This is a genomic window from Streptomyces virginiae, assembly GCF_040638905.1.
Taxonomy (GTDB): Bacteria; Actinomycetota; Actinomycetes; order Streptomycetales; family Streptomycetaceae; genus Streptomyces; species Streptomyces virginiae_B.
This window is the reverse complement of record NZ_JBEZYV010000007.1, coordinates 146,492-159,109: the sequence shown is the minus strand read 5'-3', so window position 1 is coordinate 159,109 and position 12,618 is coordinate 146,492. Positions and strand designations below refer to the sequence as shown.

Here is a 12,618-nt window from a genome sequence, read left to right as displayed (position 1 = left end):
GAGTCTTGGGAGCCATAGGAGGCACTCCATGCGCGGAGCCACCCACGCCAAGTGGGCCGCAGGTGCAGTGGCCGTCGCCCTCGTGGCGACGGCCTGCGGCGGCGGGAGCGACAGCGGCGGAGGTGGTGGCGAAGCAGGGATCGTCAGCTCGTCGTGGGGTGACCCGCAGAACCCGCTGGAGCCCGCCAACACCAACGAGGTTCAGGGCGGCAAGGTCCTCGACATGCTCTTCCGCGGCCTCAAGCGCTACGACCCCGAGACCGGCGAGGCCAAGAACATGCTCGCCGAGTCCATCCAGACGACGGACAGTCAGAACTTCACCGTCACACTGAAGGACGGCTGGAAGTTCAGCAACGACGAGCCGGTCACCGCGCAGTCCTTCGTGGACGCCTGGAACTACGGCGCGGACGTGCGCAACAAGCAGAACAACGCGCCGTTCTTCTCCGACATCGTCGGCTACGACGACGTGCACCCGACGTCCGGCGAGCCCAAGGCCAAGACGATGTCCGGACTGGTGGTCAAGGACCCCAAGACCTTCACCGTCGCCCTCAAGAACAAGTTCTCCACCTGGCCCGAGACCCTCGGCTACCAGGCCTTCTCGCCGCTCCCCAAGGCCTTCTTCACCGACCACACCGCCTGGCTGGACAAGCCCGTCGGCAACGGCCCCTACCTGGTGGACTCGTACAGCAAGGGCACCGGGATGAAGCTGCGCAAGTGGGACGCGTACCCCGGTGAGGACAAGGCGCAGAACGGCGGCGTGGACCTGAAGGTCTACACCGACAACAACACCGCCTACACCGACCTGATCTCCGGCAACCTCGACCTCGTCGACGACGTCCCGGCCCAGCAGCTGAAGAACGTCAAGAACGACCTCGGCGACCGGTACATCAACCAGCCGGCCCTCATCATCCAGACCCTCACCTTCCCGCTGTACGACCCGCAGTGGAGCAAGCCCGGCATGGAGAAGGTCCGCCAGGGCATCTCGCGGGCCATCAACCGCGACGAGATCACCAAGCAGATCTTCCGGGAGACCAGGACCCCCGCCAAGGACTGGACCTCGCCGGCGCTCGGCGAGAAGGGCGGCTTCTCCGCCACCGCCTGCGGCGACGCCTGCGTCTACGACCCGGCCGAGGCCAAGAAGCTCATCCAGGAGGGCGGCGGGCTCCCCGGCGGCAAGGTCACGCTGACCTCCAACGTGGACACCGGCTCGCACCGCGACTGGATGGACGCCGTCTGCAACAGCGTGAACAACGCGCTGGGCGAGGGACCCGTCTGCACGGTCAACCCGGTCGGCACCTTCGCAGACTTCCGCAACCAGCAGAGCAGCTACAAGCTGACCGGCCCCTTCCGCTCCGGCTGGCAGGCCGACTACCCGCTGATCCAGAACTTCCTGCAGCCGCTCTACTACACCGGCGCCTCCTCCAACTACGGGAAGTTCAGCAACAAGGAGTTCGACGCCCTCATCGACCGGGCGAACCAGGAGAGCGACGCGGCCAAGGCCATCACCAGCTTCCAGGAGTCGGAGAAGATCCTCGCCGAGCAGATGCCGTCCGTCCCGCTCTGGTACCAGAACGGCAGCGCCGGCTACTCCGAGCGGCTGGAGGACGTGGCCCTCAACCAGTTCAGCGTCCCGGTCTACGACCAGATCAAGGTGATCTGACCCCCACCCGGATCCCGGCCCCCCGCACCGCGGGGGGCCCGCCGCGCCCGCCAACAGCATGGAGCACTCCATGGGACGTTATGTGATCCGGCGGCTGCTCCAGATGATCCCGGTGTTCATCGGCAGCACGTTCCTGATCTTCTTCATGGTGTACGCGCTCGGTGACCCGGTCGCTGCCCTCTTCGGCGACAAGGCCCCCGACCCGGCCACCGCCGCCCGCATCCGCAAGGACCTCTACCTCGACCAGCCCCTGTGGAAGCAGTACCTGCACTACATGGGGCAGATCTTCCAGGGCGACTTCGGCACCGCCTTCAACGGGCAGTCCGTCACCGAGCTGATGGCCGGCGCCTTCCCCGTCACCCTGCGCCTGACCCTCGTCGCGATCTTCTTCGAGGTCGTCATCGGCATCACCCTCGGCGTGGTCAGCGGCCTGCGCCGCGGCAGGACCGTCGACACCTCCGTGCTCGTGCTCACCCTCGTCGTCATCTCGGTGCCCACCTTCGTGACGGGCTACCTGCTCCAGTTCCTCTTCGGCGTCACATGGGGCTGGGTGCGGCCCACCGTCTCCCCGGACGCCCCCCTCAACGAGCTGATCCTGCCCGGCATCGTCCTCGCGCTGGTCTCCCTCGCCTACGTCACGCGCCTCTCGCGCACCTCCATCGCCGAGAACGTCAAGGCCGACTACGTCCGCACCGCCACCGCCAAGGGCCTGCCCCGCCGCCGGGTCGTCACCCGCCACCTGCTGCGCAACTCCCTGATCCCGGTGGTCACCTTCATCGGCACCGACATCGGCGCCCTGATGGGCGGCGCCATCGTCACCGAGCGGATCTTCAACATCCACGGCGTCGGCTACCAGCTCTACCAGGGCATCCTGCGCAACAACTCGCCCACCGTCGTCGGCTTCGTGACCATCCTCGTCATCGTCTTCCTGCTGGCGAACCTGCTCGTCGACCTGCTCTACGCGGTCCTGGACCCGAGGATCCGTTATGCCTGATCCCGAGCGCCCCGGACCCGCCGGCTACGACCCGGTCGGCCCCCGCCCCAAGGAAGCCGTCTCGCCCACGGGCCAGGGGGGACCCATGGATCTCGCGCTCGACGAGGCAGAGAGCGTCGAAGGCATCGAGAAGACCGCCGGACCGGGCGCGTCCGGCCCCAGGGAGCGGGCTCGCTCCCTGTGGTCCGACGCCTGGCACCAGCTGCGCCGCAACCCCGTCTTCATCGTCTCCGCAGCTCTGATCCTCTTCCTCGTCGTCATCGCGATCTGGCCGCAGCTCATCGCGAGCGGCGACCCCCTGCAGTGCGACCTCTCCAAGTCCCAGCAGGGCTCCGCCCCCGGCCATCCCTTCGGCTACGACACCCAGGGCTGCGACGTGTACACCCGCACCGTCTACGGAGCCCGCGCCTCCATCACCGTCGGCGTCTGCGCCACCCTCGGCGCCGCCCTGCTGGGCTCCGCCCTCGGCGGGCTCGCCGGCTTCTTCGGCGGCTGGGGCGACTCCCTGCTCTCCCGGGTCGCCGACATCTTCTTCGGCATCCCGGTCGTCCTCGGCGGCCTGGTCTTCCTGTCCGTCGTCACCGGCACCACCGTCTGGCCCGTGGTCGGCTTCATCGTGCTCCTGGGCTGGCCGCAGATCGCCCGCATCGCCCGCGGCTCGGTGATCACCGCCAAACAGAACGACTACGTCCAGGCCGCCCGCGCCCTGGGCGCCGGCAACGCCCGGATGCTGCTGCGGCACGTGGCGCCCAACGCCGTCGCCCCCGTCATCGTCGTCGCCACGATCGCGCTCGGTACGTACATCGCCCTGGAGGCGACCTTGTCCTTCCTCGGCGTCGGCCTGCGCCCGCCCACCGTCTCCTGGGGCATCGACATCTCCAACGCGGCCTCGCAGATCCGCAACGCCCCGCACATGCTGCTCTGGCCCGCCGGCGCGCTCAGCGTCACGGTGCTCGCCTTCATCATGCTCGGCGACGCGGTGCGCGACGCCCTCGACCCCAAGCTGCGCTGAGGAGCCCCGCACATGCTGCTCGAGGTCCGCGACCTGCACGTGGAATTCAAAACGCGCGACGGAGTCGCGAAGGCGGTCAACGGAGTCGACTACTCGGTGGACGAGGGCGAGACCCTCGCCGTGCTCGGCGAGTCCGGCTCCGGCAAGTCGGTGACGGCCCAGGCCGTGATGGGGATCCTGGACGTACCGCCCGGCCGGATCGCCGCCGGCGAGATCCTCTTCAAGGGCCGCGACCTGCTGAAGATGAAGGAGGACGAACGGCGCAGGATCCGCGGCGCCGAGATGGCGATGATCTTCCAGGACGCACTGTCCTCCCTCAACCCGGTGCTGACCGTCGGCGCCCAGCTCGGCGAGATGTACGAGGTCCACCGCGGCACCTCCCGCAAGGAAGCCCGGGCCAAGGCCGTCGAGCTGATGGACCGGGTGCGGATCCCCGCGGCGAAACAGCGGGTGGGGGACTACCCGCACCAGTTCTCCGGCGGCATGCGCCAGCGCATCATGATCGCCATGGCCCTGGCCCTGGAGCCCTCGCTCATCATCGCGGACGAGCCGACGACCGCCCTGGACGTCACCGTCCAGGCGCAGGTGATGGACCTGCTGGCAGAGCTGCAGCGAGAGCTCAACATGGGCCTCATCCTGATCACCCACGACCTCGGCGTCGTCGCGGACGTCGCCGACAAGATCGCGGTCATGTACGCGGGCCGGATCGTCGAGGCGGCCCCGGTCCACGAGATCTACAAGGCGCCCGCGCACCCGTACACGCGCGGCCTGCTGGACTCCATCCCCCGCCTGGACCAGAAGGGCCAGGAGCTGTACGCGATCAAGGGCCTGCCGCCCAACCTGCTCCGCATCCCGCCCGGCTGCGCCTTCAACCCGCGCTGCCCGATGGCGCAGGAGGTCTGCCGCAGCGACGTCCCGCCGCTGTACCCGGTGACGGAGTCGCCCGTGCCGAGGGCCAGCGCCTGCCACTTCTGGAAGGAGTGCCTCCGTGGCTGAGCCCCTCCTCGAGGTGAAAGACCTGGTCAAGCACTACCCACTCACCCGGGGCGTCCTCTTCAAGAAGCAGGTCGGCGCGGTCAAGGCCGTCGACGGGGTCTCCTTCGACCTGCACGCCGGCGAGACGCTGGGCATCGTGGGCGAATCCGGCTGCGGCAAGTCCACCGTGGCCAAGATGCTGGTCAACCTCGAACGGCCGACCGCCGGTTCGATCGCCTACAAGGGCGAGGACATCAGCCGGCTGTCGGCGCGCGCCCTGAAGGCCGTGCGCCGCAACATCCAGATGGTGTTCCAGGACCCGTACACCTCGCTGAACCCGCGCATGACGGTCGGCGACATCATCGGGGAGCCGTACGAGATCCACCCCGAGGTGGCCCCCAAGGGCTCGCGCCGCGGGCGCGTCCAGGAGCTCTTGGACGTCGTCGGCCTCAACCCGGAGTACATCAACCGCTACCCGCACCAGTTCTCCGGCGGCCAGCGCCAGCGCATCGGCATCGCCCGCGGCCTGGCCCTCCAGCCCGAGATCATCGTCGCCGACGAGCCGGTCTCCGCCCTCGACGTCTCCGTCCAGGCGCAGGTCGTCAACCTGCTGGAGAAGCTCCAGGACGAGTTCGGCCTGTCCTACGTGTTCATCGCGCACGACCTCTCGATCGTCCGGCACATCTCCGACCGGGTCGGCGTCATGTACCTCGGCAGGATCGTCGAGATCGGCACCGACAGCCAGATCTACGAGCACCCGACCCACCCGTACACCCAGGCGCTGCTTTCGGCCGTGCCGGTCCCCGACCCGCAGGCCCGTGCCCACCGCGAGCGGATCATCCTCTCCGGAGACGTCCCGTCCCCGGCCAACCCGCCCTCGGGCTGCCGCTTCCGCACCCGCTGCTGGAAGGCACAGGACCGCTGCGCGACGGAGGTCCCGCTGCTCGCGGTCCCGGAGGTCTTCTCCTCCGGTCCGGCGGCGCATCCTTCGGCGTGTCACTTCGCGGCGGAGAAGCGGGTGGTCCCGCACGTACCGCCGGACGAGACCGACCGGCCCGGGGGACTGCACAAGGACTGAGACGCTCACCCCGGCGACCGATCATTTCCGGCCACCCGTCGCGTTCCGCTTGCGGGGGCGCGCGCGCTTCGTCAACTCGGTTTACGTGTCGGCAACTTGACCGTTTCTGCCCCGAGATCTGGGGCATGCAGGCTGGGTGCCGTGCGGCCGTGCGGGTGCCGACAGCCGGCCGGGGGGCGTAAACGCTCCCCGGCCGGCCTTTGTGTGACCCCGGCCGTGCGCGGCATGCGCCCCTTGTGCTGCCGGATTTCGATCGATGCGCTGGCACGGATAGTTATGATCCGTAGCGCACGGTGGGTATGACTCTCGCCGAGCACGAATACGCGTACCGATGTCCGCTCGACGTGGAGGTGAAACGCCGTGGCACTCTCGATCTCTGCCGTGGTGCTGCTGGCGATCATCGTCTTCCTGCTGGTCCGCCGCGCGGGCCTGAAGGCGGGACACGCGGTGGTCTGTGTGCTGCTCGGCTTCTACCTGGCGAGTTCCACCATCGCCCCGACCCTCAGCCAGCTCACCTCGAACGTGGCGAGCATGATCAGCGGCATCAAGTTCTGACGGGCGTCCCGGCGGCTGCCGCCGGGGCCCGCCGGGCGGGGCGGGCAGGCCTGTTCCGGCGCGGGGCACCCCCTACGCTAGGCCCATGAACGGTCTTCCCGCCCGTCGTCTGCTCTTCGTGCACGCGCACCCCGACGACGAGTCGATCAACAACGGCGTCACCATGGCCAAGTACGCGGCCCAGGGCGCCCACGTCGCGTTGGTGACCTGCACCCTGGGCGAGGAGGGCGAGGTCATCCCGCCCGGTCTGGCCCACCTGGCGGCCGACCGCGACGACACCCTCGGCGCCCACCGGATCGGCGAGCTCGCCGCGGCCATGGCCGAACTGGGCGTCCATGACCACCGGTTCCTCGGCGGCCCCGGCCGCTTCCGCGACTCCGGGATGATGGGCGCCCCGCAGAACCGCCGCCCGGAGGCCTTCTGGTCCGCCGACGTGGACGAGGCCGCCGCGTACCTCGTGGAGGTGATCCGGGAGCTGCGCCCGCAGGTGCTCGTCACCTACGACCCGGACGGCGGCTACGGGCACCCGGACCACATCCAGGCCCACCGGGTCGCCATGCGCGCCGCCGAACTGGCCGCGGAGAAGGCGTACCGGCGCGACCTCGGGGATCCCCACACGATCGGGAAGATCTACTGGAACCGCGTCCCGCTCTCGGTGGTCGAGGAGGGCTTCGCCCGGCTGAGCGCCGCCGGGGACGGGGTGTCCTTCCCGGGACTGGCCTCCCCCAAGGACGTGCCGGGGGTCGTCGACGACGAGCGGATCACCGCCGAGATCGACGCCGACGAGGCCCTCGTGGCGGCCAAGGCGGCCGCCATGCGGGCCCACGCCACCCAGATCGCCGTGGACGGGCCCTTCTTCGCCCTCTCCAACGACCTGGCGCAGCCGCTGTTCGCCCGTGAGTACTACGAACTGGTCGAGGGCAGACCGGGCGTCGCGGCGGGCGAGCGCGAACACGACCTCTTCGCGGGGGTGGACGCGTGACCGGCACCCTGACGGCGGGCCGGCTCGCCGGCTGCCTGGGCCTGCTGGTGCTGGGCGCGCTGACCGGCGCGGCCGGCTGGCTGGTCGTCGACCTGTGGTTCCCCGGCGGGCTGCTGCTCGCGCTGCTGGCCCTCTTCGGGCTGTTCCTCGGCGGCCGGCTCGCCCTCGGGACCGGCCTCGGGGTGGGCGGCGGCGCGGTCGGCTGGTTCCTCGCCTACGTGGTGCTCAGCCTCCCGCGCCCCGAGGGGGACTTCATCCTCAGTTCGTCCGGAATCGGCATGTACGCCTACCTTTTGGGCGGAACGGCGCTGGCTGTGATGTGCGCCACGATCACCCTTCCCGCCGATCGGCCGGTTTCGGCCTCCCGGCCCGTCAAGTGACGTGGTGTCGGACCTCGTAGGGCGCCCGGCGGACCGGTGGGGGCGGGGGCTCTCGTGGCGCTTCAGGGGGGTTTGACGGGCCCCAAAGGGAACCCCTGATTCCCGCCAGTCAGTTGCGCGCGGGCGGCGGCCAGTATGGTGGACGGGCCGCCGAGCTGCCCGCGCACGGTATGACGGGCGGCGGAGCCAACCGGGAGAACCTGCCTTGAGTCGTGAAACCGACAGTTCGTCCTCCGGGCCCAAGGGGCACGGGGGAGCCGCTTACCCCTCGGGTACGCCGCCGTACGGAACCGGCCAGTACCCGTCCACGACTGTGCCCGGGCCCGGCGCGGCGACCGCCCCGGAGGAGAACCCTGTGACCTCGAACCCGTCCACGCCCGAATCCGACGGGCCCAAGACCGAGACCACCCTGACGACCCGGATCCGGATCAACATCCCGGGCTCGCGGCCGATCCCCCCGGTGGTCGTGCGCAAGTCGATGGGCACCAACACCGGCACGTCCGGCGGGGCACCGACCCCGTCGGAGCCGGCGCCCGGGCAGCAGGCCGAGCCCCCGCTCCCGCAGCGATCCGGTCCCCGCCCGACCCGTGTCGAGGCCGCGCCCGAGCCGGACCCGGCCCCGGCGAAGGCCGAAGAGGCCGCCAGCAACTGGTTCGCGCCCCGCAAGCCGCCCGCCCCCGCCCCCACGGCGCCCGCGGCGCCCGCCGCGGCGCAGATGCCGCCGGCCGCCCCGGCGCCGCCGCTCGCCAAGCGGGTGCCCGGTGCGACGCCGACCCCGCCGCCGCCCGCGCCCGGCGCCGGCTTCGAGCCCCCGCGGCACACCCAGGCGCCGCCGGCGCCGGACGCCGCGTACGCGCCGCCGCGCACCCCGCCGCCGCCCGTCGCCGACTACGGCACGGGCTACGCCCCGCAGCAGGCGCCCGCCCCGGCGGCCCCGGTGCCCGGCGGTCCCGGCGTCGGCACGACCCAGGGCTTCCCCGCGTACGGGACCGGCCACGGCGACGGCGGCCCGTCCACCGAGGCGTTCCCCGTCTACGACAGCCAGGCCGACGGCCCCGCCGGCCCCACCGGCGGCCCGGGCTTCGGCTCCCGTCCCGCCGGCGGCGGCCCGTCCGCCGCGGAGGCCGCGGGCTGGCCCGGTCCGGACCTGGACGGCCCGCTGCCGACCCCCGTACCGGCCCCCGCGCCGGCCGCCCCCCGCTCCACGCAGCCCGCGGACAAGAAGACCGCCGCGAAGCCCGCCAAGAAGGGCCGCTCCAAGCTGGTCCTCATCGGCGGCGGCATCGTGGCGCTCGTCGGCGTCGCCTACGGCGCAGGGCTGCTTCTGAACCACTCCGACGTCCCCAAGGGCACTACCGTCCTCGGCGTCGACATCAGCGGCAGCCGCGACGAGGCCGTCTCCAAGCTCCAGACGGCCTTCGGCACCCGCGCCGCGGCACCGATCCAGCTGAGCGTCGGCGGCAAGCCGGTCGAGCTGAAGCCCGACAAGGCCGGCCTGACCCTGGACAGCCAGACCACCGTCCGCAACGCCGCCGGCAGCGACTACAACCCCGTCACGGTCATCGGCTCGCTCCTCGGCAACGAGCGGGTCGCCGACGCCGTGATGCCCGTCGACGAGGAGAAGCTCACGGTCGCGCTCCAGGAACTCGCCGGCACGGCGGGCTCCGTCACCGAGGGCACGATCACCTTCGACACCGGCAAGGCCGTCGCCGTCCCCGGCAAGGCGGGCACCACCCTGGACGTGGACGGCTCCGTCGACCTCGTCACCAAGGCCTTCCGCGATCAGGTCGGCACGGGGAAGGCCGCCGTCCTGCAGCTGCCGACCACCACCAGGGAACCGACGATCAACCAGGCCGAACTGGACCGTGCGATGAAGGAGTTCGCGGAGCCCGCGATGTCCGCCAACGCCACCGTCAAGGCCGGCCCCAAGTCGATCGCCTTCGGCAAGCTGTCGCTGCCCAAGATCCTCAGCATGCAGGCCGTGGACGGCCGCCTCACCGAGAAGTTCGACCTGGAGGCGCTCAAGGCGACCTACGGGAACACCTTCGACGGAGTCATGATCACCCGCGGCACCGGCGCCAAGACGGCGGTGACCCCGCAGGACGTCGTCGGCGCGCTCGCCAAGGCCCTGCGCGGCAAGACCCCGGCCGAGCGGACCGTGGTCATCGACACCAACCCCAGCTGAGACACGGCGTCGACGGTGCCCCCGCCCGGGATCCGGGCGGGGGCACCGTCATGTCCGCCGCATGGCATCCGCCACCTGGCGCGCACGACGCGGTGGCGATTCAAAACCTGGCGGCGCGCAACCGCGCCGGAGCGGTGCACGTGGCCCGCGAGAAGGGCTGTTCCTGACGGTCCGCGCCACCGCGGGGGCTCCGCCCCCGACCCCGGTCCTCAAAACGCCGGACGCCGGACGCCGGACGCCGGGCGCCGCGAGGCGGGGGCCGGTTCCAACGGGCCGGGCGCACGCCGGGGCGTCTCCTCGGGCGCCGAATCGGTTCTCGGGGTCGGCAGGTACGGCGGCGGTGCGTTCGGCGCCTGCGGGGATCGCCCCGACGTACACCCGGCCCCGCCGGAACCGGGGGTGGCGGAACCTGCTGTGGCGGACGGCGCCCGGCGCCGGGCGGAACCCGCACCTGGCGGGGCCCGCGGGACCCCGCCCCTGCCGGAGCCCCCGGCCCCGGCGGAATCCCCGCGCACCCCGGCCGGGCGGCGCCGGGCGCGGGCGGGCTCGCGGTCAGTTCAGGAGGGCGCGGGCCGAGACGGCTTCGGCGCGGATGCGGGCCGCCGCGTCGTCGTCCACCGCCGCGACGACTTCGGCGTACGCGTCGAGTTCGGCCGCCCCTTCCCGGAAGGAGCCCCGCTCCACCAGCAGCCGCGCCCGCTCGTAGCGCAGCGACGCCGGATGCGACGGCAGCAGCAGCGACAGCTCCAGCGCCCACAGCGCCACCCCGGACTGCTCCGGGCGGGTGGAGGCCCACGCGCGGATGTTGGTCAGGATCCGCAGCACGATGTCCAGCGTCCTGGCCGGTGCGCGAGGCCCCGACGCCAGCTCCGCCGGCCCGGCGCCCAGGGAGGCGCCGCCCGCGAACGGGTCCACCACCACGCCCTCCTCCGGGTCGCCGAAGCCCACCACGAAGTGGCCCGGCAGCCCCAGCCCGTACACCGGCGCGCCCGCCCGCCGGGCGACCTCCAGCCACACCACCGACAGCAGGATCGGCAGACCGCGCCGGCGCCGCAGCACCTCGTGCAGCAGCGAGGACGACAGCCGCTCGTAGTCCGCCGGGGTGCCGTGGAAACCGAGGCGCCCGCCCAGCAGTTCCGTCACCGCCGAGGCCCACGCGCGCCCGTCCCGCAGACCGTACGGCAGCATCCCGGCCAGCCGGTCCAGCTCGATCTGCGCCCAGTCCATGGCACGTTCGTCCAGCTCCGGATCCGCCTCAGCCGCCAGCAGCAGGCACATCAGCGCCAGGTCGGGCCGCTCCGACCGGGCCTGCGCCGCGAACTGCTCCCGCCAGGCCGGCGTGCTCACCGGGCCGCCCGGAAGTGGTGGTAGACGTGGTGCGTCGAGAAGCCCAGCCCGTCGTACAGCGCCAGCGCCCCCGCGTTGTCCGTCTCGACCTGCAGCCACGCCGCCGACGCGCCCTCCTCCAGCGCACGCCGCGCCAGGGCGGCCATCACCGCCGTCGCGAGCCCCTCCCGCCGGTGGGCGGGATCGACCGTCACCGCCGCGAAGCCGGCCCACCGGCCGTCCACCACGCACCGTCCGATCGCCCGACCCCCGGGCAGCGAGGCGAACCACACCGACGGGCCCTGCACCAGGACCCGCCGGGCCACGTCCGGGTCGGAGACCCTCCCGTAGCGCCCGAGCCACTCCTCGTCCGGGACACGGGTCAAAGTCACGGACCCGCTCGCGGGCGCGTCCACGTCGCCCACCGGGGCGAGCGCCCCGATCCGTACCTCCGCCGACGCCTCGGACGCCCAGCCCCGGCGCTCCAGCTCCGCGCACAGCAGCTCCTGCGTGCCGGCGGCCCCCGTGGCGGCCTGCACATAGGCCGGAAGTCCTCGTTCCGCATACCAGGAGGTCACTCGCGCGAGTGCACCGTCGAGCGGTATGCCCGGGTCGCCCGCCGGCAGCACGGAGTTCGCCCGCCGGGTGAACCCGGCGGCAGCGCGCAGCGTCCACCCGCCCAGGGGCTCGCTCTCCAGCGGCTGCCAGGCCCGCGCCGAGACCCTCGTCAGCTCCTCGAAGGAGGCCGCCGGACCGCGCCGCCGGGCCGGCGCCGCGGGCACGACCTTGCCCGCCACCAGCGAGGATTGCGTGATGCGGACGGACTGTCCGTTCTTCTTTGTGATCAGCAGCACACCCTGGTCCCAGGATGTGAGAACACCGACCGTGTCCGTGAACTCGGGTGATCCGCCCAGTCCGGTCTCCACCCGTCGTACAGAGACACGTTTACCCACGTCAGCCGGGGTGATTCGAACCTCCAGCAGTCCTCCGGCAGTGATTTCCACAGCTCTGTCCGCCCCTCCTGTTCGGATCGTGCCCGGGAACGGAGATACTAGGGGCGGGCATCGACGACGCCGCGCTCCCGCGCGATATGGAAAGCCCTACCGAGGAGGAACGAGAGCGTGACCTACGTCATCGCGGAGCCTTGTGTCGACGTCAAGGACAAGGCATGCATCGAAGAGTGCCCCGTCGACTGCATCTACGAGGGCCAGCGGTCCCTGTACATCCACCCGGACGAGTGCGTCGACTGTGGTGCGTGTGAGCCGGTCTGCCCGGTCGAGGCCATCTTCTACGAGGACGACACTCCGGAAGAGTGGAAGGACTACTACAAGGCGAACGTCGAGTTCTTCGACGAGCTCGGTTCGCCCGGTGGTGCCTCCAAGCTGGGCCTGATCGAGCGCGACCACCCCTTCGTCGCGGGGCTGCCCGCCGGCATCAACGGCGAGCACTGACCTTTCACGGCAGAAGCGCC

Annotated in this window: 12 protein-coding genes; 10 read left to right on the top strand and 2 right to left on the bottom strand. The window is 71.6% G+C overall.

What is annotated here, in order from left to right; all coding sequences use genetic code 11:
* Nucleotides 1-28 precede the first annotated feature (28 nt).
* The 9 genes from AB0F82_RS12940 to AB0F82_RS12900 all read left to right on the top strand — a co-directional run bounded on the left by AB0F82_RS12940 (nt 29) and on the right by AB0F82_RS12900 (nt 9,821).
* Nucleotides 29-1,660 (top strand): peptide ABC transporter substrate-binding protein, encoded by a 1,632-nt coding sequence (locus AB0F82_RS12940; RefSeq protein WP_362626379.1) that lies wholly within the window; start codon nt 29-31, stop codon nt 1,658-1,660.
* Nucleotides 1,661-1,730: 70 nt separating this feature from the next.
* Entirely contained in the window at nt 1,731-2,654 is a 924-nt protein-coding gene (locus AB0F82_RS12935; RefSeq protein WP_362626376.1) for an ABC transporter permease, read from the top strand.
* An 85-nt stretch (nt 2,655-2,739) separates the two neighbouring features.
* Nucleotides 2,740-3,666, top strand: a complete 927-nt coding sequence (locus AB0F82_RS12930) for an ABC transporter permease (protein ID WP_362626627.1) — start codon at nt 2,740-2,742, stop codon at nt 3,664-3,666.
* A 12-nt stretch (nt 3,667-3,678) separates the two neighbouring features.
* Nucleotides 3,679-4,662 (top strand): ABC transporter ATP-binding protein, encoded by a 984-nt coding sequence (locus AB0F82_RS12925; protein WP_362626373.1) that lies wholly within the window; start codon nt 3,679-3,681, stop codon nt 4,660-4,662.
* A complete protein-coding gene (locus AB0F82_RS12920) occupies nt 4,655-5,719 on the top strand; it encodes an ABC transporter ATP-binding protein (RefSeq protein ID WP_356815330.1) in 1,065 nt (354 codons plus the stop codon). The genes AB0F82_RS12925 and AB0F82_RS12920 overlap by 8 nt, the downstream gene beginning before the upstream one ends.
* A 360-nt stretch (nt 5,720-6,079) precedes the next feature.
* A complete protein-coding gene (locus tag AB0F82_RS12915; protein ID WP_030036986.1) occupies nt 6,080-6,274 on the top strand; it encodes a hypothetical protein in 195 nt (64 codons plus the stop codon).
* 85 nt (nt 6,275-6,359) lie between these two features.
* Nucleotides 6,360-7,256 carry an N-acetyl-1-D-myo-inositol-2-amino-2-deoxy-alpha-D-glucopyranoside deacetylase gene (gene mshB / locus AB0F82_RS12910; RefSeq protein WP_362626369.1) on the top strand — a complete coding sequence of 299 codons (897 nt, stop codon included), beginning with the start codon at nt 6,360-6,362 and terminating at the stop codon, nt 7,254-7,256.
* Nucleotides 7,253-7,636: a DUF6113 family protein gene (locus AB0F82_RS12905; RefSeq protein ID WP_356815332.1), complete on the top strand. Its 384-nt coding sequence runs from the start codon at nt 7,253-7,255 to the stop codon at nt 7,634-7,636. Before mshB ends, AB0F82_RS12905 begins: the two co-directional genes overlap by 4 nt.
* Nucleotides 7,637-7,841: 205 nt before the next feature.
* Entirely contained in the window at nt 7,842-9,821 is a 1,980-nt protein-coding gene (locus AB0F82_RS12900; protein ID WP_436842079.1) for a hypothetical protein, read from the top strand.
* A 552-nt stretch (nt 9,822-10,373) separates the two neighbouring features.
* On the opposite strand, the gene AB0F82_RS12895 is transcribed toward AB0F82_RS12900, so the two are convergent.
* Together AB0F82_RS12895 and AB0F82_RS12890 are read right to left on the bottom strand one after the other, a co-directional pair.
* On the bottom strand, nt 10,374-11,099 hold the full coding sequence (locus AB0F82_RS12895) for a transglutaminase-like domain-containing protein (protein ID WP_362626624.1): 726 nt from the start codon (nt 11,097-11,099) through the stop codon (nt 10,374-10,376).
* Between the two features lie 65 nt (nt 11,100-11,164).
* Nucleotides 11,165-12,151 carry a GNAT family N-acetyltransferase gene (locus AB0F82_RS12890; protein WP_362626363.1) on the bottom strand — a complete coding sequence of 329 codons (987 nt, stop codon included), beginning with the start codon at nt 12,149-12,151 and terminating at the stop codon, nt 11,165-11,167.
* Nucleotides 12,152-12,268: 117 nt separating this feature from the next.
* Between AB0F82_RS12890 and fdxA the strand changes: the two genes are divergently transcribed.
* The gene (gene fdxA / locus AB0F82_RS12885) at nt 12,269-12,598 is read left to right on the top strand and encodes a ferredoxin (protein ID WP_030027294.1); all 330 of its coding nucleotides are present in this window, start codon (nt 12,269-12,271) and stop codon (nt 12,596-12,598) included.
* The last annotated feature ends 20 nt before the right edge of the window (nt 12,599-12,618 follow it).

Coding starts and splice junctions, on each gene's coding strand:
- AB0F82_RS12940 (WP_362626379.1), top strand. CDS start 29: ATGCGCGGAGCCACCCACGCCAAGTGGGCCGCAGGTGCAGTGGCCGTC.
- AB0F82_RS12935 (WP_362626376.1), top strand. CDS start 1,731: ATGGGACGTTATGTGATCCGGCGGCTGCTCCAGATGATCCCGGTGTTC.
- AB0F82_RS12930 (WP_362626627.1), top strand. CDS start 2,740: ATGGATCTCGCGCTCGACGAGGCAGAGAGCGTCGAAGGCATCGAGAAG.
- AB0F82_RS12925 (WP_362626373.1), top strand. CDS start 3,679: ATGCTGCTCGAGGTCCGCGACCTGCACGTGGAATTCAAAACGCGCGAC.
- mshB (WP_362626369.1), top strand. CDS start 6,360: ATGAACGGTCTTCCCGCCCGTCGTCTGCTCTTCGTGCACGCGCACCCC.
- AB0F82_RS12895 (WP_362626624.1), bottom strand. CDS start 11,099: ATGTGCCTGCTGCTGGCGGCTGAGGCGGATCCGGAGCTGGACGAACGT.